The organism is Oceanobacillus bengalensis (assembly GCF_003628445.1).
Taxonomy (GTDB): domain Bacteria; phylum Bacillota; class Bacilli; order Bacillales; family Amphibacillaceae; genus Oceanobacillus; species Oceanobacillus bengalensis.
In genome coordinates, this window is record NZ_RBZO01000043.1 from 1 (window position 1) to 21,726 (window position 21,726).

General features: G+C 35.9%; 18 protein-coding genes. 1 reads left to right on the forward strand and 17 read right to left on the reverse strand.

The features are described from left to right. Window positions 1–547 precede the first annotated feature (547 nt). From D8M05_RS18250 to D8M05_RS18330, 15 genes are all read right to left on the reverse strand, one after another. Complete coding sequence (locus D8M05_RS18250) at window positions 548–1,864, reverse strand: ammonium transporter (RefSeq protein WP_121134390.1); 1,317 nt, start codon at window positions 1,862–1,864, stop codon at window positions 548–550. Between the two features lie 160 nt (window positions 1,865–2,024). Further along, entirely contained in the window at window positions 2,025–3,350 is a 1,326-nt protein-coding gene (gene glnA, locus D8M05_RS18255) for a type I glutamate--ammonia ligase (protein ID WP_121134392.1), read from the reverse strand. A 23-nt stretch (window positions 3,351–3,373) separates the two neighbouring features. Continuing rightward, on the reverse strand, window positions 3,374–4,240 hold the full coding sequence (gene dapF, locus D8M05_RS18260) for a diaminopimelate epimerase (protein ID WP_121134394.1): 867 nt from the start codon (window positions 4,238–4,240) through the stop codon (window positions 3,374–3,376). Between the two features lie 13 nt (window positions 4,241–4,253). Beyond that, the gene (locus tag D8M05_RS18265; protein WP_121134396.1) at window positions 4,254–5,495 is read right to left on the reverse strand and encodes an LL-diaminopimelate aminotransferase; all 1,242 of its coding nucleotides are present in this window, start codon (window positions 5,493–5,495) and stop codon (window positions 4,254–4,256) included. A gap of 17 nt (window positions 5,496–5,512) precedes the next feature. Beyond that, on the reverse strand, window positions 5,513–6,991 hold the full coding sequence (locus tag D8M05_RS18270; RefSeq protein WP_121134398.1) for a glutamate synthase subunit beta: 1,479 nt from the start codon (window positions 6,989–6,991) through the stop codon (window positions 5,513–5,515). 15 nt (window positions 6,992–7,006) lie between these two features. Then, on the reverse strand, window positions 7,007–11,512 hold the full coding sequence (gene gltB, locus D8M05_RS18275; RefSeq protein ID WP_121134400.1) for a glutamate synthase large subunit: 4,506 nt from the start codon (window positions 11,510–11,512) through the stop codon (window positions 7,007–7,009). 263 nt (window positions 11,513–11,775) lie between these two features. Beyond that, window positions 11,776–12,564: a helix-turn-helix domain-containing protein gene (locus D8M05_RS18280; protein ID WP_121134402.1), complete on the reverse strand. Its 789-nt coding sequence runs from the start codon at window positions 12,562–12,564 to the stop codon at window positions 11,776–11,778. 490 nt (window positions 12,565–13,054) lie between these two features. Continuing rightward, window positions 13,055–13,774, reverse strand: a complete 720-nt coding sequence (locus tag D8M05_RS18290) for a nucleotidyltransferase domain-containing protein (protein WP_121134406.1) — start codon at window positions 13,772–13,774, stop codon at window positions 13,055–13,057. A gap of 228 nt (window positions 13,775–14,002) precedes the next feature. Next, the gene (locus D8M05_RS18295; protein WP_121134408.1) at window positions 14,003–14,488 is read right to left on the reverse strand and encodes an HIT family protein; all 486 of its coding nucleotides are present in this window, start codon (window positions 14,486–14,488) and stop codon (window positions 14,003–14,005) included. A gap of 179 nt (window positions 14,489–14,667) precedes the next feature. Further along, the gene (locus D8M05_RS18300) at window positions 14,668–15,132 is read right to left on the reverse strand and encodes a GNAT family N-acetyltransferase (protein ID WP_121134410.1); all 465 of its coding nucleotides are present in this window, start codon (window positions 15,130–15,132) and stop codon (window positions 14,668–14,670) included. Window positions 15,133–15,785: 653 nt separating this feature from the next. Then, the gene (locus D8M05_RS18310) at window positions 15,786–16,163 is read right to left on the reverse strand and encodes a CopG family transcriptional regulator (RefSeq protein ID WP_121134414.1); all 378 of its coding nucleotides are present in this window, start codon (window positions 16,161–16,163) and stop codon (window positions 15,786–15,788) included. Window positions 16,164–16,379: 216 nt separating this feature from the next. Continuing rightward, window positions 16,380–16,580: a helix-turn-helix transcriptional regulator gene (locus D8M05_RS18315; protein ID WP_121134416.1), complete on the reverse strand. Its 201-nt coding sequence runs from the start codon at window positions 16,578–16,580 to the stop codon at window positions 16,380–16,382. Window positions 16,581–16,605: 25 nt separating this feature from the next. Then, window positions 16,606–16,839, reverse strand: a complete 234-nt coding sequence (locus D8M05_RS18320; protein WP_465264451.1) for a hypothetical protein — start codon at window positions 16,837–16,839, stop codon at window positions 16,606–16,608. Between the two features lie 174 nt (window positions 16,840–17,013). Continuing rightward, window positions 17,014–17,556 (reverse strand): GNAT family N-acetyltransferase, encoded by a 543-nt coding sequence (locus tag D8M05_RS18325; protein ID WP_121134418.1) that lies wholly within the window; start codon window positions 17,554–17,556, stop codon window positions 17,014–17,016. A 122-nt stretch (window positions 17,557–17,678) separates the two neighbouring features. Then, a complete protein-coding gene (locus tag D8M05_RS18330; protein ID WP_121134420.1) occupies window positions 17,679–18,584 on the reverse strand; it encodes a DUF2785 domain-containing protein in 906 nt (301 codons plus the stop codon). Window positions 18,585–18,776: 192 nt separating this feature from the next. On the opposite strand from D8M05_RS18330, the gene D8M05_RS18335 reads away from it, so the two are divergent. Next, a complete protein-coding gene (locus tag D8M05_RS18335; protein ID WP_121134421.1) occupies window positions 18,777–19,319 on the forward strand; it encodes an NADPH-dependent FMN reductase in 543 nt (180 codons plus the stop codon). Between the two features lie 384 nt (window positions 19,320–19,703). Here the strand turns inward: D8M05_RS18335 and D8M05_RS18340 are convergent, their stop codons facing one another. Together D8M05_RS18340 and D8M05_RS18345 are read right to left on the reverse strand one after the other, a co-directional pair. Further along, on the reverse strand, window positions 19,704–20,171 hold the full coding sequence (locus D8M05_RS18340; protein WP_121134423.1) for an NUDIX hydrolase: 468 nt from the start codon (window positions 20,169–20,171) through the stop codon (window positions 19,704–19,706). 203 nt (window positions 20,172–20,374) lie between these two features. Further along, window positions 20,375–21,376 (reverse strand): DUF2268 domain-containing putative Zn-dependent protease, encoded by a 1,002-nt coding sequence (locus D8M05_RS18345; RefSeq protein ID WP_121134425.1) that lies wholly within the window; start codon window positions 21,374–21,376, stop codon window positions 20,375–20,377. Between the last annotated feature and the right edge of the window lie 350 nt (window positions 21,377–21,726).

Sequence of the window (21,726 nt, forward strand, 5' to 3'; positions counted from 1 at the left end):
TTAAACATGAATGGTCCTTCTTTTAGAATGAAAGAAACCGAAGAATGGATAAAAACAAGTGCTGATAAAGTGGCTCAAAATTAACTTGCGAAATGGCTCACTTTTCACTTGCGAAATACAACCAAGTGTTTCGCGCCGTTTGTACATATCTACAATCAAAGTAGAACCTCCTCTACATTTATACATGTCTCTTGGCGATAACATTAGTATTCGAAATACTATAACGATTAAAACGATCAAATTATTAAAACAATAACATATATTACTTAAACGATATCTACTGTCTGTATGTTTCATATATAATAATATATCTTTTCAATATCTTCCTAAATATTCATTTTGAGCGAATTGGTAAAGGTACATGAGTACTTCCGATGGGGGGATCTTTTTAAATCTGATTTCATTTCTTCTACGAGATTTCGAATGCCTTCTTCATGAAAAAGCTGTAACTTATCAATACTAGATTGATAAGTTACAGCTTTTTGGTCATGCCGATTTATTAAAGATGGATAGGAGGAATGTTGTCTCTTTATGTTATCCACTTCCTTTAATCCTTGACTAGGCGCGAGGGGTCCATTATGTTTGGTAAAACTGTTTCCATTTCTTTCAATTTAGAATTATTTCTTTCGAATGCTTCAGGATATCCGTAGCTACCATGTTCACTCATATCTAATCCAATTAACTCATCTTCTTCCGTTACCCTTAGTCCATTTAACACTTTTTTCAGGACTAGTAGGATAACAAAGGAAATTCCAAATGCATAGGCAGCAGATACAGCAACACCCATTGCTTGAACGCCAAGTTGCGTGAATCCTCCACCATAAAATAGTCCGGCCTGACCGACTGTTGCGAGCTCTGGAGTGGCAAAGAAACCTGTTGATAATGTTCCCCATACACCTGCTAGGCCATGAACAGAGAGAGCATATATTGGGTCATCTACTTTACGTTTTTCAAAAAATCTTGCACTATAGAAAACCAATATACCAGCAATAAAACCAATGATAACAGATGCCCATGTTTCAACAAAAGCACAAGATGCTGTAATAGCGACTAATCCGGCTAATGTTCCATTTAACATTGTAGGGATATCAGATTTACCTAATACAACCCATGAAATAAGTAACGCACTAATTGCTCCAGCAGCTGCTGCTAAAGCCGTATTTAAAGCAACAAAAGCAAAGAATCCACCTTCTACGCCTAACGTACTAGCAGCATTAAATCCAAACCAACCAACGAATAATATGAGAACACCTAAAGCGGTGTATACTTGATTATGTCCACTTAAATTATTCGCGGTACCATTCGCATTGTATTTCCCAATTCTTGGTTTTAATAGAATAGTAGCTGCTAATGCAGCCATTGCACCAGTTAAATGAACGACCGTTGATCCAGCGAAATCTTGTTTCCCGTGTTCCGCTAACCAACCACCACCCCATATCCAGTGAGCAACAACGGGATAAACAATCGCTGAAAATAGAAGAGCAAACAAGAGGTAAACAGAAAGCTTAGCTCTCTCCGCGAATCCACCAAATGCAATAGCTAAAGAGATTCCAGCGAATGCAAGTTGAAAGACGAAGAAGGCACTTTGTGAATAAGAGCTTCCCTCTACTTCAGCCCCTGAATAGAAGAAGTCAGACATGCCTACGAAGAAGTTTCCATCTGCGCCAAATATAAATCCGTAGCCAATGGCCCAAAATACGATTGATGAAATACCGAATGAAAAGATGGTCTTTCCAGAAACATGACCAGCATTCTTCATTCTAGTTGAGCCAGCTTCCAGCAGTATAAATCCACCTTGCATGAAAATAACTAAAATAGCACCAAGTATGATCCAAAGACTATTGATTAAATATAAATCTTCCATCCAAATTCCTCCCTAATCTAATTACTTTTAGAATGTTTTATAAAGGATTATTGACATTGACACATTTCCACCTCATTCAGGCACTCAGGCTCTACTCTATGAGTCGCAAACTGCTAGAGTGGAATCACACAACACAGCAATTCGCTTTACCATAGAATAATTAATATTGTTTCATATACTGTTCACGTTCCCATGGATGGACTTGTGTACGGAACAGGTCCCATTCAATTTCTTTCGCCTCGACAAAGTGCTCAAATAAATGGCTACCTAAAGCATGCTTCATCACTTCGTCTTCCTTTAGATAATCAAGCGCCTGGGCTAATGTAGCAGGTAGATCATCAATACCGACCGCTTTACGCTGTGCGGGCGACATCGCATAAATATTTTGGTCAATCGGTTCTGGAGCTGCCTCCTTATTTTTAATTCCATCTAATCCCGCAGCCAATAATACCGCCAATGCCAAATACGGATTTGCAGATGGATCAACACTACGCACTTCTACACGGGTACTTAATTTACGTGAAGCTGGAATACGAATCAGTGGACTCCGATTTCTTCCTGACCATGCCACGTAACATGGCGCTTCATACCCTGGAACTAATCTTTTATAAGAATTTACCGTTGGATTAGTAATAGCTGTAAAACTCCTGGCATGTTTTAATATACCTGCCAAAAAGTTACGAGCTGTATTACTGATTTCGAGCGTCCCATTTGGATCATAAAAAGCATTTTCAGCCCCTCTAAATAAACTTAGGTTACAGTGCATGCCAGATCCATTAACACCGAACAATGGTTTCGGCATAAAGGTGGCGTGTAGACCATGCTTTCGAGCAATTGTCTTTACTACTAGCTTAAATGTTTGAATATCATCACAAGCTTTTAAAGCATCTTGATATTTAAAATCTATTTCATGTTGCCCAGGTGCAACTTCATGGTGGGAAGCCTCAATATCAAATCCTAATTCTTGCAGTTCTAATACAATGTCACGTCTACAGTTCTCCCCTAAATCCGTTGGAGCCAGATCAAAATAACCACCATGATCATTCAATTCAAGTGTTGGTTCGCCTTTTTCATCCAGTTTGAATAAGAAAAATTCAGGTTCTGGACCAACATTGAAATTGGTAAATCCAAGTTCCTCCATCTCTTTCAGGACACGTTTTAAATTGTTACGAGGATCCCCTTCAAATGGTGTGCCGTCTGGATGATATACATCACAGATAAAGCGAGCAACTTTCCCTTTTTCTGAAGACCAAGGGAAGATAACAAAGGTATCTAAATCGGGATATAAATACATATCCGATTCTTCTATTCGAACAAACCCCTCAATAGATGAACCATCAAACATCATTTTATTGTCAAGCGCTTTTGTTAACTGACTAACAGGTATCTCTACATTTTTTATCGTCCCAAATAAATCAGTAAATTGTAGACGAATATAATGAACATTATTTTCCTTCACCATTTCTAAAATTTCTTCTCTGTTCATTTGATCCTTCCCCCTAATTAAGATTAATTAAAAACATGCTCTAATTCTCCATGGCATATATAAGAAGCTTCTCCTCGCATCCATACATGCCCTTGTTCATCCCATCTGATGGATAGATTACCTCCTGGGAGATGAACAAGTATGGCTTGATTTTGGTCAAGCAAATTATTTATTGTAGCTGCAACGACTGAAGCACAGGCACCTGTTCCACAGGCCATTGTAATTCCTGACCCCCGCTCCCATACCCGATAATCGATTTCCTTACGATTTTTCACATGAACGATACCTACATTTACACGTTCTGGAAAGACACTAGAATATTCTATCTTTGGCCCAATTTCTTCTAGGGCTACGTCATGGACATTATCAACAAACATGATTGCGTGTGGATTACCCATCGATAAGCAGGTCAGTTTATACATCTCTTCACCAAAGGTATACGATTCATTAACGGTCAGGGTAAATGGATCTCCTTCCATTGGAATCATTCCTTTAAGTAGTTTCGGTTCTCCCATATCCACGGTGACATACTCTACATCTTTATTATTATCAACTTCCACAACGACACTTACAATTCCACCCAAGGTTTCGATTGTAAAATGAGGGGATGTAACATGCTGATTGTCATATAGGAACTTCGCTACACAGCGTAAGCCATTTCCACAATTCTTCGCTTCTGAACCATCTTCATTAAATATTCTCATTTTAAAATCAGCCTTTTCTGATGAGCATATGAGAATAATTCCATCAGAGCCAATGCCGAAATTAACATCAGAAATCTTCCTTGAAAGTTCTGGATAGTCCTGTTCCTGTAAGATGTTTTCTGGATAGCCCACCTGGTCAAATAGGATATAGTTGTTTCCCAGGCCATGCATCTTAGTAAACTTCATTTCTTCCCCCTCCTTAAAAGATAAAACTTACAGTACTTAATCTAGATTTAATTTCGTCCAGGATACGTTGTTCATCCTTTAACCCATCTGCTTGAAATGTAACGGAAAAGCGAATGTAGGCTCCTGCATCATCCCACGGGACAGTGGATATTAGAAATTCTTTTATTAAATATTGGCTAAATTCTTCTGCTGACTGAAATGCAGGTCCATCTACAACTCCTTTTGGAATTCGTGTATATAAGAAAAATGATCCTTTTGGCTTTTCCACATGAAACCCGCTCGCACGTAATACCTTTACTAGCGATGTGTGGCGCCTTGAATATTTAGCTGCCGTCTGTTCTGTAATTTCTGGTTGCGATAAGGCATAGGCTGCTGCTTTCTGGATTGGAATAAATTGACCAGAATCATAATTATCCTTTACAGCCTTAAATGCAGAAATAAGCTTAGCGTTCCCAGCCACAAAACCAATCCTCCAGCCGGTCATATTAAAAGATTTTGATAAGGAATGAAGCTCGATCCCTACATCCTTTGCACCTGGGATGGATAAGAAGCTCAGTGGCTTTTCACTATCAAAAACGAGTGAGGCATATGCCGCATCATGAATAACAATTAATTCATGTTTTTTAGCAAAATGGACTACTTCTTCAAAGAATTCCTTTGTTGCCACTGCCCCTGTTGGGTTATTCGGATAATTTAAATATAGTAATTTTACCCTTTTCAAAACACTACTCGGCAATGAATCAATTTTTGGAAGAAAGGCATTTTCCTCAAGTAGGGGTAAATGAACCACCTCTCCACCTAAATATTCTGTATGCGTACCGATAACTGGATAATTTGGTGTTGGCATAATCGTAATATCACCTGGATTAATAAATGCAGTCGGTAACATGGACAATGCTGATTTTAAACCGATCGCATGGTTAATTTCCGTTTCTGGCTGAAGATGATCTACACCAAAGACATTTTCCATATAAATTGCTGCTGCTTGCTTAAATTCCTCTATTCCGTTGTCAGCATAGAAACGATTTTCTGGTTTGTATGCTTCTTCCGCTAATTTTCTTACGACCGCTTCGTCAGCCATTGCATCTGGTTCGCCAACACCTAGATCGATTAATTCCGTTTCTGGCTTTATTTGTATTGCTACTTTTTTTGCTCTTTTAATTTTTTCAAATTTGTATATTTCCTCTTTTAATCCGAATTCAGATCCCCCAATACGATCTGCAAATAGCTGTTGTATATAATCTGTCTTCATCATGTGAATTCCTCCAACTGTTATGATACATTTCTCATGAGATAATGATGGCACTCCATCGCAGCTTCTTTTCCTTCTTGAATTGCCCAAACAATTAAGCTAGCACCTGTGCGCGCATCCCCTGCAGCAAAGATACCTTCTTCATCTGTTTGAAATGTATCTTTTTTTACTTTGATGTTTGATTGATTATTTAATGCTACTTTTGTTTGCTTTATCAATCCTGTTTCAGGACCACTGAAGCCGATAGCAAGTAGTACTAATTGAGCTGACCATATTTTTTCAGTTCCTGGAACTATATCTCTTATTTTTTCGCCTTTTTCATTAAATTTCGTTTTAATATTCACACTTTTTACACCTGTTATATTTCCATATTTATCGGAAGTAAAGCCCTGAGCTGTGGTTGCAAATGCCCTCGGGTCATTACCGAATACGTGTTTTGCTTCCTCCTGGCCAGTATCAACTTTATGAATAACTGGATACTGCGGCCATGGATTATCCTCTGCCCGCTTCGTTGGACGAATAGGATAAATATCAAACTGGACGAGACTCTTACAATTTTGCCGAACGGCAGTTGTAACACAGTCTGTTGCTGTATCTCCTCCTCCGATAACAATGACATCTTTCCCCTCGGCATTAATAAATTCCTCATCAGCAAAATTAGAATCTAGTAAACTTTTCGTATTTTGATGTAAGTAATCCATCGCAAAATGGATTCCCTTCTGATTTCTACCAGGGATGTTCAAATCTCTTGGCCTTGTAGAACCAATACAAAGGATAACTGCATCATTTTCGGAATGTAATTGATCCATCTGCAATTGTTTACCAACTTCTGTATTTGTAACAAACGCTATTCCCTCTTCTTCCATTAATCGAATTCTGCGATCAACAACATATTGTTCAATTTTTGTTTTCGGGATTCCGTATGTTAATAAGCCTCCTATACGATCTGCGCGTTCATATACAGTTACCTGATGTCCGTGTTGGTTTAAAACCGATGCACAAGCTAAACCTGCAGGACCAGAACCAATGACGGCAACCTTTTTGCCTGTTCGATGTTTCGGAATGTTCGGCTGAACCCATCCTTCTTCAAATGCTTTATCAATAATCGCACGCTCAATATTTTTAATGGTGACCGAATCCGTTGCAAGCGTTGCGACGCAGCCCCCTTCACAAGGAGCAGGACATGCACGTCCAGTAAATTCGGGAAAAGGGTTCGTCCTGCTTAGTCTATGATAAGCCTCTTTCCACCTACCTTTATAAACCAGATCATTCCATTCTGGTATTAAGTTATAAACTGGACACCCTGTCGTCATGCCTGCTAGCTGTGTCCCATCTTGACAAAAGGGAACCGCACAATCCATGCAGCGTGATGCTTGCTCCCTTAGTATTTCTTCAGTAGGAAGGGTGGCAATTTCATTCCAATCTTTGATCCTTTCCATTGGATCTCGGTAGTGTAGCGGAACCTTTTGATGTTCCATAAATCCGGTTATGTTTCCCATCTCTATAACCTCCAATTAAAGATTTAACTGTACCTGTAAAAACCGATCTTGCTGTTGTTCTGTAAGAATTCTCCTGTATTCTTTTGGAATGACTCGGATAAATTGGGATAAATGATAGTCCCAACTTTCCAATATTTCGCGAGCGACAGTGCTTTGTGTATATTGATAGTGCTTTGTAATTTCCTTTTTAAGAAAACGGATTTCTTCTTTATCTTCTATTGCTTCTATAAATACAAGTTCTTGATTACACTTTTTCTGAAATAACTCTCGTTCGGGAGCAAGGACATAGGCAATTCCCCCTGACATTCCAGCAGCAAAGTTTTTACCCACTTCTCCAAGAATAATGGCTCTTCCACCAGTCATGTACTCACAGCCATGATCGCCAATTCCCTCTACAACAACATTCGCACCACTATTTCTTACACAAAATCTTTCTCCGGCTACACCTCGAATATAGCCTTTTCCATCAGTTGCTCCGTAAAATATTGCATTACCAACGATAATATTTTCCTCTGCACAGAGAGTTGATTTCCGTGAAGGGTTAATAATCAGTTTGCCACCAGATAATCCTTTCCCAACATAGTCATTGGCATCTCCTTCTAAATGAAGTGTTACTCCTTTTGGTAAAAAAGCTCCAAAACTCTGTCCAGCAGACCCATTAAAAGCAAGCTTTATTCTATCTTCAGCTAATCCATCTACACCAAATCGACTAGAAATTTCACTTCCAAGTCGTGTTCCAACAGAGCGATTAGTATTACGAATTGGCAATGTCGCATTCATTCGTTCGGATGTCGTTAAGGCTTCATCATACATTGGTAACAATTCACGACAGTCTAATGTTTGTTCCAATTCATGATCTTGCTCTACCTTCAGTTGCTCTTTAGATTCCTGGTATTGGATAATAGCTGATAAATCGAGCTTCTGTGCTTTCCAGTGATCGGTTTGTTTTTGTTCTAATAAATCAGTGCGTCCAATCATCTCATCTAAGGTTCTAAAGCCTAACTCCGCCATATATTCCCGAATTTCTTCTGCAATAAATTGCATTAAATAAACAACCTGATCAGCAGTACCGACCATATTTTTGCGGAGTATCGGATTTTGTGTTGCAATACCGACAGGACAAGTATCTAAATGGCAAACACGCATCATCACACAGCCGAGCGCAACAAGGGGTAATGTTGAAAATCCGTATTCCTCTGCACCAAGGAGAGCAGCAATAACAACATCTCGGCCGTTCATCATTTTTCCGTCTGTTTCCAATGTTACTTTCTTCCTTAAACCATTACGTTTTAAGGTCTGTTCTGCTTCGGCAAGTCCTAATTCCCAAGGCATACCTGTATGTTTAATACTTGAACGTGATGCTGCTCCAGTGCCACCGTCATATCCACTAATTAAAATGACATCTGCTTTCGCTTTTGCTACACCTGCTGCAATCGTTCCAACTCCAGCGGCTGACACGAGTTTCACATTGATTCTTGCTTTCGGATTTGCATTTTTAAGATCATAAATAAGCTGTGCCAAGTCCTCAATGGAATATATATCATGATGTGGTGGCGGGGAAATCAACTCAATACCAGGCGTTACTCCTCTTGTTTTAGCCACTTCGGCTGTTACTTTATGTCCTGCCAATTGTCCACCTTCACCAGGCTTTGCCCCTTGAGCCATTTTAATTTGGATTTCTTCACTATTCACAAGGTAATGACTCGTTACCCCAAATCTTCCTGATGCTACTTGTTTTATTTTGCTACATTTTGAATCGCCATTTTCAAGTGGAATGAATCGTTCCGGATCTTCGCCACCTTCACCACTATTGCTCATCCCACCAATTCGGTTCATTGCAATTGCTAATGCTTCGTGGGCTTCTTTGCTAATGGACCCGAATGACATTGCCCCCGTCTTAAACCTTTTTAAAATGAATTCAATTGATTCCACTTCTTCAATTGGAATGGGCTTCCTTTTAGGTTTAAAATCTAGTAATCCCCGCAATGTCGTCTGTTGGCTCAATTCTTCGTTTAATAAGTTGCTATATTTTTTATATAAATCATAGTTTCCTGTACGAACCGCCTGCTGCAACGTGTGGATCGTTTTAGGTTGATACAGATGCTTTTCACCGTCATGCCGCCACTGGAAATCTGACCCTGTTTCTAATTTAGCGTCTATTGACCGATACGCTTGTGTATGGCGTACGCGCGTTTCTTTTGAAATATCTGCTAATGTCAAACCACCGATTTTTGACGATGTTCTTGGAAAATAACGATCAATGACCTCCTTACTAATTCCAAGCGCTTCAAATATTTGTGCCCCAATATAACTTTGAATCGTGGAGATACCCATTTTGGATAGTATTTTTAATATACCCTTTGTGACTGCCTTCACATAGTTATTGGATACCTCATGAAATGTAAATTTAAATTCATTTTCTTCCACTAGCTTTTGAAAGGATTCATAAACAAGATAAGGATGAATAGCGTTTGCCCCATAACCAAGTAATGCGGCGAAATGGTGAACTTCTCTCGGTTCTCCTGATTCAACAATCAAACTGACTTTACTACGGTACCCCGTGTGAATTAAATGATGATGTACCGCAGACACTGCAAGCAATGAAGGAATAGCTACATTTTCTTTATTTACTTTACGGTCACTAAGGATAATAATGTTGCTCCCGTTTGCTACCTCGCTATCTACCATTTGCAACAATTCGTCCAATGCTTTCTGCAAATATCCCTCAACAGGGAATAGAGTTGAAATAGAAATTGTTTTCCAGTCACTTGTTTGTAAATTCTGTAATTTATGCATATCAGAGCCCGATAGAATTGGGGTTTTCAGACGTATTTTTTTATATTCCTTTGTAGGATGGAGTAAATTTCCATTTGAACCTAACATAACTTCAACAGAGGTAATTGACTCTTCACGTATTGCATCGATCGGCGGATTCGTTACTTGTGCAAATTTTTGTTTAAAATAGTTGAATAAAAGCTGTGGCTTTTCTGATAATACTGCGAGTGGACCGTCGTAACCCATGGAGCCAGTTGGTTCCTTACCATGAAGTGCCATTGGTTTTACTACTTTTTCCCATTCTTCATTTGTATAGCCAAATACCGACTGCTTACGTAAAGTAGACATTTCCTTTCCTTCCATATCCTTACGTTGAAGTATATTCTTAGGAAGGTTTTCTAGAGGAATGATGTTTTGTTCTACGAGCTTTTCATAGGGTCTTTCGGATACAATACGTTGTTTGATTTCTTCATCATCATATAGGTGGCCTTCTTCTAAATCTATTAACAGCATTTGTCCAGGTTTTAAACGATCTTTGCATATGATTTTTTCCTCTGGGATATCGACAACACCCACTTCAGAGGCAACACAAATGAAATCATCTTCCGTTATCATATACCGGGCTGGCCTTAACCCATTTCTATCCAAACATGCCCCGATCTGCTTACCATCTGTAAATACCATTGCTGCTGGGCCATCCCATGGTTCCATCAGGGTACTATGATATTGATAAAATGCCTTTTTCCCTTCATCCATTAGCTCATTATTGTTCCATGCTTCAGGAATCATCATCATCATGGCATGTGACACGGACCAGCCAGATAATACGAGAAACTCTAATGTATTATCAAACATTGCTGAGTCACTACCGTCTAGATCAACAATTGGCCTTAGATGCTCTATATCTAATACATCCGTTTTAAATAATGCTTCCCTTGCATTCATCCAATTTACATTTCCATTAATTGTATTAATTTCACCGTTATGCATGATATATCGATTCGGTTGTGCCCGGTGCCAGCTTGGAAAAGTATTGGTACTAAAGCGATTATGTACCATCGCCATAGAGGATTCATAGAATGTATGGTTTAAATCAATGAAATAATCTCTCAATTGTTTTGGAAGTAATAACCCTTTATATATCACTGTTCTTGCTGAAAAACTAACAAGATGAAAAGCGTCATCTTTCCTGAATCCAGCAATGATAAGTTCCTGCTCTATCTTTTTACGAATCTCATATAGTTTTCTTTCAAACCTTATATCTTCACACTTGTCATATGGCGATAAAACGAATACCTGTCTTACTACTGGTTGTGTTTCTATTGCCTTTAGCGGTAGGTCTGAATCATCCGTTGGTACCGTCCTCCAACCGAATAACGTTATATTTTCCTTCTCGATCATGTTTTCAATAATGTCTTCACACCGTTTTCTATCCGTTTCATTTGATGGAAGGAAAAACATTCCAACTCCGTACATTCCTGCGTCTACAAGTTGCTTTCCAACTTTCCCCCATTCTAATTCAAATAATTTATGTGGGATTTGCGTTAAGATTCCCGCTCCGTCTCCTAAGCGACTATCATCCCCATGTCCACCTCGATGATCCAGTCTTTCTAATGCAGTTAAGGCTTGGTTTACAATGGTGTGTGTTCGATTTCCATTTATATTGGCAAGCATTGCAATACCACAAGCATCATGCTCTAAACTGGAATCATACATCCCCTGATTTTCTGCTGTCCACCGTTGCATCTCTTATCCTCCTTTGGTTTAATCATCTTTTAGAATATTCCCATATTATCATGTAAATCAATATATTTATTTAGATTAATTGTTTAAATATTTGTACTTTTTGTATAAATTGTCCATTTTAGCAATTTGTTTCCTTATTTCTATTTTTTTTATCATATCATGTAAGAAATAATACTGATTTAGACTATCTCATTAAATATTTGTACTTTTTGTAGAGAATTTAGGCATAAAAAAGGTTACCAAGAAACTTAGCTTGGTAACCTTTAACGTATTTCGGAAGGGTTTTTTCCGGTGTATTTTTTAAATTGTCTACTAAAAAAATGCAAATCATTATAACCAAGTGCTGATGCCGTTTCAGTTACCGACATCCCTGTAAAGTGTAGTAAATGCTCTGCCCGTTTAATTCGAGAATATACAATATAGGACTTTACCGTCTGCCCAATAATTTCTTTGAATTTTTGAGAGAAATATCGTTCTGATAGATTCGCACGGGCAGCTAAACTTTCAATTGTATGTGGCTTTCCAGGGTGTTGCTTAATATAGTTGGCAATTTCACGAATGGTCTCGAACAAGTTATTACTCGTACTTTCCAACTGTTCTTTCTTTTCTAGCTCTTCTCTAAGAAGATGGATCATTAATTGCTTCAAAATTAGCTTTGCCTCGATTTCTGCACCATATGATTCCACTAGAAACAATCGAACATATTGCGCTAATAATGATTCAAAATTAATTGTGTTTTCGATAATCCGGTACGAAGAAGGTATCAATCGAAGTGTTTCCAGAACATCAAAATGAATATAAGTTAATACGAGAGGATTTTGAGGATTATGTGTTGCCGTCGTTTCGTCACCTGGCTTAAATAAAAAGCAGTGACCTTTTCCTATCTTGTAAGGTTTTCCATTTAATACTAATTCACCTTCACCACTCCAAACATAAAATAAATCATAGTTTGGCATTGGTTTGTCCCTTTTTCTCCATTTCCAATTTGGTTCACAATGGATCGTAGCAAATGATGGTTTTAACACATAACTTTCTGGATTTAAATAGAGCATCCAAGTCCCCCTTCCTGAATATTCTATATATATTTTATTTGTAAATGGTTTGATTTGGCAACTAATAAGTGAGGAGAATCATAATAAAACCTCCTCATCAATGTACAGTTACGCCACTGCCTTTATTTATTACTATTTCATTTATTTTTTAATAGGAGTAGGTTTGAAACGAATGACACCAACGTAAACAAAAAAGCGAATATAAGGATAGAAATACTAATAGTGTAGGATAATTCAAAAATTCCAAAGGCATAAAAAAGTAGATAACAAAGAGTAGAAATCAACATAAATAATGAGGGTAGAGTAGCTTTACCTTTAACATTATTCTTCTTAAATATGTAAATCGTAAATAGTATACTTATCAAAAAACCAATGATACCAATAATAAATAAAGATATTGGATACATTATATTATCCCTCTTTCTTTAACTCTTTTGTACAATAATTTCATTGTTTATTTATATTAACGCACCAGTTCATTTAATCGCAGTTATTTCTTACCTAAAGAAAAACCATCAAATAATCTTCCTCCATAGGGATACAAAATTTCATCAACTAATTGGATAACGTCATCCTTTGCGCCATCTCTATAAAATATATCAAAGGCTTCAACAAATTGTTCCGCAAAGCTTGTATCATAATCTCTTATCGAACGTATTATCCATTTAGAAGTACCAATCCATCTATTATTCGTTCTTAATACAAATTCACTAACAAGTTCAGCAAGTGTATTAGCAATGAAGATTCCTTCTGCTCTATTATTACAACCAATAAAGTCATCAATGGTATCCGTAATAAAGTATCGCTTCGTATTTATTATTTCAGTTGACCACTTTTCTGGACCTTTGGATAATAATTCTTTTGCTTCACATTTGATAGAGTCAATTACCCCATTATCTTTAAGTATTATTCCTTCTGATACCATTCGAGGCAGTGACGGCCTAGCTCGTTTATAATCACTTTTAAAATAGTCTTTGTAAGAATTCAGGTTATGTACAAATACTTCTATCGGCCAATCATCCTCAATTACTGACTCCCTATAAGAAGAACGATATGCTTTATCAAATATAACTATATCAAGGTCTGATGTTATTGTCGCTTCACCACGAACAACACTTCCTGCCAATAATGCTCCATCGCAATACGGAAAATAATTTCCGATAAATTTCTGTGCTGCTTTTACTGGCTCTAATTTGTTAAAATCCCCCATAATCATCCCTCATTTTGATATTTTCCTTATTGAACGTTGGCACCAAATTAGTGCAACATTGTGTTGTTCTTAGCGTAGATTGTCGCCCCCAGCACCACAAATGCCCCCATCAATGATAGATAAAAAGATATTCCAACTCATTATTTCAAATTAACTCACACACCCGTTTACATTTATATAATTGCATAAACACAGGTTTCAGGTAATTTACTACCATCTACTGAAAAATCAGCTATTTAATTCCCTAGTTAATAAGTCAATCGCAGCCGTTACTTCCTGAATATTTACATTGGAATTCATTTTATTCCGGGCGTAAAGAAGTACAGGTCTAACTGATTCCACTGAGCGACCAAATTCATACATCCAATCATATCTTGGAACCATCCAAGTATGAAAATGATGCGTTGTATCTTCATTGTAAAAATAATAAACGTACTCTATTCCTAAAACATTTCTTTGAGCCTTCCTAATCTTTGACAGAACCTGAATATAATCTATCTTTTCTTCTTCTGTTAATTCATCAAAACATTTGATATGACGTTTAGAAGCTAATATTATTAGTCCCTTTATTGGATACGCAACATCTTGATGAGCGTGAAAATACTCCGTTTCAAGTACAACACCACCGTCTGGTTCAATCAAACCACTTGTTAAAGCACAACTTAAACACTCAACTTCAACTGTTTTGCCGTTTGATAAAGTTATTTTTCGCACAGATTTTCTCTCCTAATCTATCTAAAAATCTTCCAATTGCAAACTTACATAGTTAAGTGTTTTGAAAGATAACAAGCATTACCTCTCTAAATTAGGCTTTTCCACAATAGCATTCATTGAGGAAGATCCAATTTTTTCTATTGTTATTATGCTAAAGCACCAAATAGCACAAGTGGGATTTATAATTTCCCCTTCATTCTAATAACTTTCCCTCCGACTTCTGGTCCGAATTCTTCCATTCCAATTTTGCGATAGAACTTAATTGCAGAGGTATTTGTTGGGGACACTCTAAGATGATACGCATCAACTTTATTTCTTTTAAAAAACTGCTTTGCATAATTGTGTAGTTCTTTCCCCTTACCATTCCCACGTTTTTCGGGTATTAAATAATACAAATTTACATATCCTATGTTTTCACCGTTATATTCACGTATTGATAATTCAAGTTGTCCTACATATTCTCCGTCTTCTTTAACTAAAACAAAGCCTTCAGGAAAATCAGCTATTTTCTCTTCTAACCATCGTAGATAGTCTTCCTCACTACCAAAGGTTGAAGTATCCCCAAAGCTAACTTTAAACGAGTCTTTTCGAAATTTAACTATTTCATCTCGGTGTTGTTTAATATCAATTCTTTCAAATTGCACTTTGCCACCCCTTGTAAATATCAGTTTGAGTTCCTCGATGTTGAATCAAAGCACAGTTACTGTAATAATTTCAAAACACACTAATATCCCTTCTATATCTACTCTAGTAAATTACTATATTTACTATCCTTAACTAATTCGTTTGCATCAAGTTTTGTCCATTCTAAAATGGTGGTGTCAGGATTATTTTCGATAAAACTTTCTGTAATTTGATAAACTATTTTGTAATTCGACCACAGTGGCAATTCTTTAGTAGGATTTCCACTAGAAAAATCATTGTAGATACTCGGCTCTGTGGATTCTACATTGGCTTTTAATTCCTCTATATATTATAAGGTTAATTACACTTTTCAAAAACTTACATATATTCGTTCAATTATTTCTATAATTTTAGTTTATACTAAACAATATATTTGAGTAAACCCATTCCATAGATTCACTTCATGCTAATTAGAAAAATTCGATCAAACGCTATATCAAATCTATATCAGAAGCACCAATATTCCTTTCAGACCTAAAAAAGTTGATCCCTATTATAAGGTGATCAACTTTTAAAATTTATTTTATTAAAAAACACACGGTTATAATCGACTTTTCCAGGATAATTATCCTTAATGCCTATACCAAATGATAACAATTCCTGCAAATTCCTACTATTTTTTTAATGCTATTTTTAATTCGTGACTTGCCCTAAATACGCCTAAAACCTTTAATGATTTTATAGTCTTCTTAGCTAATTCTACCTCAATATCGTCTTTGAGAACCAACATTCCTACTACTTTAATATCTAATTGTTTATTTTGCTCTAATACTTGTTCGAGTGTTTCGCGATCGTAATAATTTATTCCTATTTCGTATGATTTTACTGTAATAACATTATCAATAACACTGGAGTGTGATGATAACTGATTACGAATCGAAGTTTTAATTAGATCGGTACGATTTGAATAAAAGCCTTGCTCAACTAATAAATCTATTTTACCTAAATCAACGACATTCATATTAATTGTAATTTTCTCATTCTCCGACATCCATCTACCATCCATTCATCATCTGTTTGTTATATATTTTACCATAGACAAAAATAAAACACTTATTTTTAGAGTGGATAATAACTAAGAGTCGTACCGCTTTTACCCTTTTTCCTTTACAGGGCGTTTTATATCAAAAACTCCTATCGTGCCACAAGTCAATGCGCAAATCCTTATTTTCCTGGCTCATAATGAAGCTATCTAAACACAATTGAGTTAATCTTCAAACGTAAATAACTCTTCAACAGACACCTTTAAGACTTTTGCAATATCAAAAGCTAGTTTTAAAGAAGGGTTATATTTTCCGTTCTCGATATTCCCAATCGTCTCCCGTCTAACTCCTACAGCTTTTGCTAACTGGTCTTGTGAAAGTTTATGCTTTGCCCTATATTCTTTCATTTTAGTTAATAACGCCATCTTCTTCTAGCCCTTTCTTTTCCCTTTACTCAAATACCGCCAAACTAATCACAAATATCGCCATTGAGACGAAGAAAGGAATCGTGAGGCACAATCTCAACCAAGCAGAACTCTCAATTGCGAAGGATATAACTATGATTGGTGCCATAACAATGCCACCTACAAAGAAAGCTTTTGTTGCCGCTTTTCGGAAATGTAGAAGAAATAATTCATCTGGTACAATCTTTGCATAAAAGAAGAAACCGAAAAATCCAAACATAAATTGAGCACCTTCAAAAAGGTAATAAAAACCCAAAAATCCCAAAAACCAAGAAAACCTAAGTAAGCTAATTTATTTCTCATCATACTACCCTCGAAATGTGATATATTTATTTTTTTTGTACAAATTTTAATACTTCTTCTTCCATTAAATCCAGTCGCTAAATAACAACTATCAAGTTTTCATTGCATTATTACGTTCAACATACTCTTTTTGCAACATACCCATTATAATTTCATCTGAATATTGATTTTTTATGTAAAGGGACTCTCTTATAATTCCTTCTTTTTTAAATCCTGCCTTTTCATATGATTTAATACCACGTATGTTATGTGAAAAGACTTCAAGTTGTAACCGATTCAAATTAAGGTTTTCAAATGAAAATTGTAACGCTAATTGAACAGCTTCCGTACCGTACCCTTTATTTAAATAATCTCGCTTATGTAATGCAATTCTAAAGCCAGCTTTTTTGTTATTCTCATCTATTTCTAAGACGGATAAATCACCAATTAACCCATCCCCATTTACTAAACAAATGGAAAAATCATAGCGTGTTTTATCTGTGCTAATTTGCTCATAATGTTCATACAATTGCTCGATTGTAAAGGTATTCATTGTTCCTGTCATATACCTTATTTCTTCATCTTGAACCGCCTGGTGGAAACTCCACATATCTTCTTTCATTATAGGTCTTAAGTAGACTGACTTTCCTATCATTGCATTTCCCCCTTAGCATACCGTTTTTCAAGTAATCTATAAGAAGCGACTGCCTTATTAAACGTTTTCAGCATTTATTTTAAGCACATCTCTTCTCAAACTTTACTATAACAATTTCTCTTTCACTGATCTAGATTGTACAATTTGTTATGCCACTGTTCTAAAATATTTACTATTTTGTCTTGTAACTTTAGACAATCATTTTTGTACAGTAGTCGAAAATAAAAACCTCGTAAAAAGTTAACAACATTGGTCCTCTTCCAAAAGAAGCTTAAACGATAACCTTCATTTTCTAGTAGTTCCTTCAGTTCATTTGAAATTGATAATACCCAAATAGCAATATCACTATCAGTTAATCCTTTCTCCATAAGGGCTTCAACTGCAAATATAAGTCTTTCCTCTTCATCATCAACATATGGCGCTTCACTTGTGCTTTCTTTGAATAAACATATTTTGATTATTTCAAGACATTTGGAAGATAAAACAATGTTAAAATGTGGATGACGTATGGCCTCTGTTAATAAATCTGCTCCGTGTGCAATACTATGTGCCCATCCCTTTCCCTTCACATAGCCACGAATATCATTTTCAAGTCTAAGGTATGTAATGCTTTCCTCAAATACCTGTATTAACACATCATCTGATAGGAACCGTTGTTGCCTGTCTTTTTCTAAGATTAGTCCAATAACTAAAGCGGAAAAAGAACGAGTAAATACGGAGTCACTTTCTTTTTGACCTATATCCAAAAACAAGTAACTTAAGCAATCCTCAAGAATATGTTCCATTTGTTTTTTAGTTAAATAATCTTCTAAAATTAGACTCCCAAATGTATTAAAAATTAGTGTATCCCTCAGTTCGGAATCAACTGAGCCTATATTATCCAACATTCTATCAATAAGTTGATCTAAATTGCTATGTTGTAAAGTTGTATCTAAATTTTCCAGTTCAGACTTTAGTATCATAATCTCACCATTCTTTCTAATTTTTTTTAACGTCTTATTACACAAAACATCCCCCGTATCTTTCATAACTTCTGTTCTTCCCTTCTTAGAAGATCACATCCCGATAGTTCAATTAAATTTGGTAATGATTACCTGACCGGCTATTGACCACGGGCAATCCAAAATGAGATAATAGATTTTAAATGTATCATGTTTATATAAAACAATTATATGAGGACACGAAGTCTCATGAAATTTTAGTTGAAAAGATGTGGGGATATGAAACTTGTCGGTATATCAGGAGCGCTTGCAGGTGAAAAAACATCCGTTGCTGTACATAATGTTTTGACTGCTGCCAGGCGCCATGACTCGACTGTAGATATAGAATTAGTTGATCTTAGAGATTATGAAATTGAATTTGCTGTTGGACTCCCATTAGCAGCATATAATGAAGATACTTGGAATGTTGTTCAAAAAATTTTATCTGCTGATTTTCTCGTATTCGGCACACCTATTTATCAAGCATCTCTATCAGGTGCGTTAAAGAACCTGCTTGATCATCTACCTGAATACGCATTTAGAAATAAAGTGACAGGAATGGTGGCAACAGGATGGACGAATAAACACTTTCTTGTATTAGAATATCACTTAGGGTCTATACTTTCCTATTTTAAAGGACTCGTCCCAACTGACAATGTCTTCATCCATAATGATTCCTTTGATATTGAAAGTGATGAAATTATAGATGAACGAATTTCTGAGAGAATCCAAAAACTTGCCGAAGAAATGATTTATTTGCAGCGTGGAATAATGAACAAATAATCACACCTTATCTCTTTTTCCTCCTGCTATAATTTTCAACAACCATAAAAATCTTTATGGATTTTTTCTGATAGAATCGGTTAAGAGTACAAAATACAACAATAGAATCAGCATAAGAAGGAGCTTGGAAAGCACAAGCTCACCTTATTGTATTCATGCACCAGTTAATGAAAATAACGATACATATCTCGGTTCACTTTTTACTTTTCCTGATAATTCTGTTTTAATATCATCCGTTTAATAGACACTATCTTAAACCAAATCTCTATTTAAAATTTTAAAGCATTTCATATGCTAATATTCAAGGTGTTAAACAAATTTGTACATGTAGAGCAGCCTAAGATTCACCTTCCTGCCACTATCCCCCCCCGTTATCAACAAAAATTAACTAATAATTGGTCGCTCCTTCTTAGATAACATATCTTCTAAGAACCTCTGGTGATCAGGAAATAAATTATCTGGTAACTGATCAAGTGGAAAAAATTCATTTTTCAATGTTTCAGCGTTGTTGCTAACTAAACCTCCTGCGTATTCGCTACAGCTAAATAACACTTGAACCATCGAAACTTGGTCGCCATTAGAAAACGTTTTATCATACTCGGAACCTGAATAAATCCCAAATAAATCCAGTTTTCCTAATTGTAAGCCTGTTTCCTCAAAAACTTCTCTTCTTGCTGTTTCTTGAACGGTTTCTCCTAAATCCATAAAACCACCAGGTAGACCCCATTTCTGATTATCTGAACGTTTTTGTAATAGTAAGCGATTATCTTTATCAAATACAAAAGCTCCAGCAACTACCATAATTAACTTTTCTTGACCAACTAAAGACCGTATATGTTTTATGTAATCCATCTCTTTTTCTCCCTAAGCATTTTTATAAAATTATCATCTTGTTTAACTCTTGCGCCCTTTAGATTAATTATTTTTAAGCCAATTCAGTTCTTAACAACGAGAAAATGAAGGCATCGTGAGAAGGGTGTAATTCAAAACCAATTTCACCTGTTCATCGAAAATTCTACCCTTTTAAAAAAAGCGGATCAAAATATTGGTAAAATTTAATTGTAATTATCCACGTAACGTCCCTCTTCGTATATTTTTTTGGCAGTCAAATTTGTCCATTGTTCTACTGTGACATCTGGATTTAACTCTAAAAATGATTTAACTATTTTATATCCTTCACTATACCCATAATATTCCGGTAATCCATTTCCACCAAAAAGTATTTCGGATGCTCTAGTATAATCAACTTTGTACAAGTAAGGCTCCACTTTAGACCAGTAAGCGTTGTTATAACTATAATTTACGGTTGTAAAATTGGATTCAGGATAAAGCATTTTTTCAAACATTACTGCTTTGCCTTCATCGATAATATAGTCAAGTACAGTAAGTTCAGCAAATCGATTGAACGTCCTTTCAAACATAACGCTATGTTGGTATTCGTGAGCAATTCCAGCTTGAAGAATGTCTCCATTCAAAAGGCCGTCATGATATACAATTATATTTTCAGGACCTAAAGTTTCCATCATCGATGACTGTATAAGACTTGTAGCAGGGAAAATACACACGGTTTTGTTTGTATCTGATGACAAAAGATTGGTGGATCTGATTAATGCATCTTCTATTAAACGGTTAACTTTTTCACTATCTATTTTGTCAGCGATACCTTGTATAAATTCGAATTTATTCGCAGACTCAGCAAGAGTTGATATTTCTTCTTCTGAATAAGGAAATGCTGAACCGCTAAAACAATCATCATAAATTGGTTCAATTACTTCTTGTTTATACAATTCTAAGTCATTTTCATCTGGGTTATTTAACTCCCTTTCTTCATAGTTTTCATAAAGTTTATATGCGTGTATAATCTTAAACGTTTGTTCCGTTTCAGGATGATTGAATGAAAAAGTTAGTCTGTCGGATTCTGGAGTATCACCTGATTCTTCTGTCTTATTAGTATCATCTTGGGAATTCGTTTCTGCATTTTCAGCACAACTACCCATCAATAAAAGAAGTGAAGTGAAGAAGACGATTACAACTAATTTGTACGTTTGTTTTTTCATATTAACTCCCCCTATAACTTATTAACACATTTTTATTTTAACATTGAATTCGACCCAATTAATTTGATTACCCCAAATTATTAAAAAATTATCTCGTTTAATCAATTATTAAATGCTTTAATATAAATCTAATTTGGGAGTGATGCTAGTTGTTATTGTTCGAAGCTGCAAATTCTTTATGAAGTAGATAAGAAAATTGAGGGCTTTTTCCACATACTTTAAATGCTTGGTAAGCCCGAATTATAAAAAAGTGCACTTTTCAAAGTAAACATGACAAATAACCGTGAATCCATGATTTTTAAATTGGATTTACGGTTATTTCACTTTATTCGCACATTCCTCTTGAATTA

Bases quoted from the DNA above. Each gene is read 5' to 3' on its own strand.
- D8M05_RS18320 (WP_465264451.1), bottom strand. From the start codon at position 16,839: ATGTTTGGATTTTTCGGTTTCTTCTTTTATGCAAAGATTGTACCAGAT.
- D8M05_RS18315 (WP_121134416.1), bottom strand. From the start codon at position 16,580: ATGGCGTTATTAACTAAAATGAAAGAATATAGGGCAAAGCATAAACTT.
- D8M05_RS18250 (WP_121134390.1), bottom strand. From the start codon at position 1,864: ATGGAAGATTTATATTTAATCAATAGTCTTTGGATCATACTTGGTGCT.
- D8M05_RS18325 (WP_121134418.1), bottom strand. From the start codon at position 17,556: ATGATAGGAAAGTCAGTCTACTTAAGACCTATAATGAAAGAAGATATG.
- D8M05_RS18330 (WP_121134420.1), bottom strand. From the start codon at position 18,584: ATGAAAGATACGGGGGATGTTTTGTGTAATAAGACGTTAAAAAAAATT.
- D8M05_RS18270 (WP_121134398.1), bottom strand. From the start codon at position 6,991: ATGGGAAACATAACCGGATTTATGGAACATCAAAAGGTTCCGCTACAC.
- D8M05_RS18340 (WP_121134423.1), bottom strand. From the start codon at position 20,171: ATGGATTACATAAAACATATACGGTCTTTAGTTGGTCAAGAAAAGTTA.
- D8M05_RS18280 (WP_121134402.1), bottom strand. From the start codon at position 12,564: ATGCTCTATTTAAATCCAGAAAGTTATGTGTTAAAACCATCATTTGCT.
- D8M05_RS18310 (WP_121134414.1), bottom strand. From the start codon at position 16,163: ATGTCGGAGAATGAGAAAATTACAATTAATATGAATGTCGTTGATTTA.
- D8M05_RS18335 (WP_121134421.1), top strand. From the start codon at position 18,777: ATGAAACTTGTCGGTATATCAGGAGCGCTTGCAGGTGAAAAAACATCC.
- D8M05_RS18345 (WP_121134425.1), bottom strand. From the start codon at position 21,376: ATGAAAAAACAAACGTACAAATTAGTTGTAATCGTCTTCTTCACTTCA.
- glnA (WP_121134392.1), bottom strand. From the start codon at position 3,350: ATGAACAGAGAAGAAATTTTAGAAATGGTGAAGGAAAATAATGTTCAT.
- dapF (WP_121134394.1), bottom strand. From the start codon at position 4,240: ATGAAGTTTACTAAGATGCATGGCCTGGGAAACAACTATATCCTATTT.
- gltB (WP_121134400.1), bottom strand. From the start codon at position 11,512: ATGCAACGGTGGACAGCAGAAAATCAGGGGATGTATGATTCCAGTTTA.
- D8M05_RS18265 (WP_121134396.1), bottom strand. From the start codon at position 5,495: ATGATGAAGACAGATTATATACAACAGCTATTTGCAGATCGTATTGGG.
- D8M05_RS18290 (WP_121134406.1), bottom strand. From the start codon at position 13,774: ATGGGGGATTTTAACAAATTAGAGCCAGTAAAAGCAGCACAGAAATTT.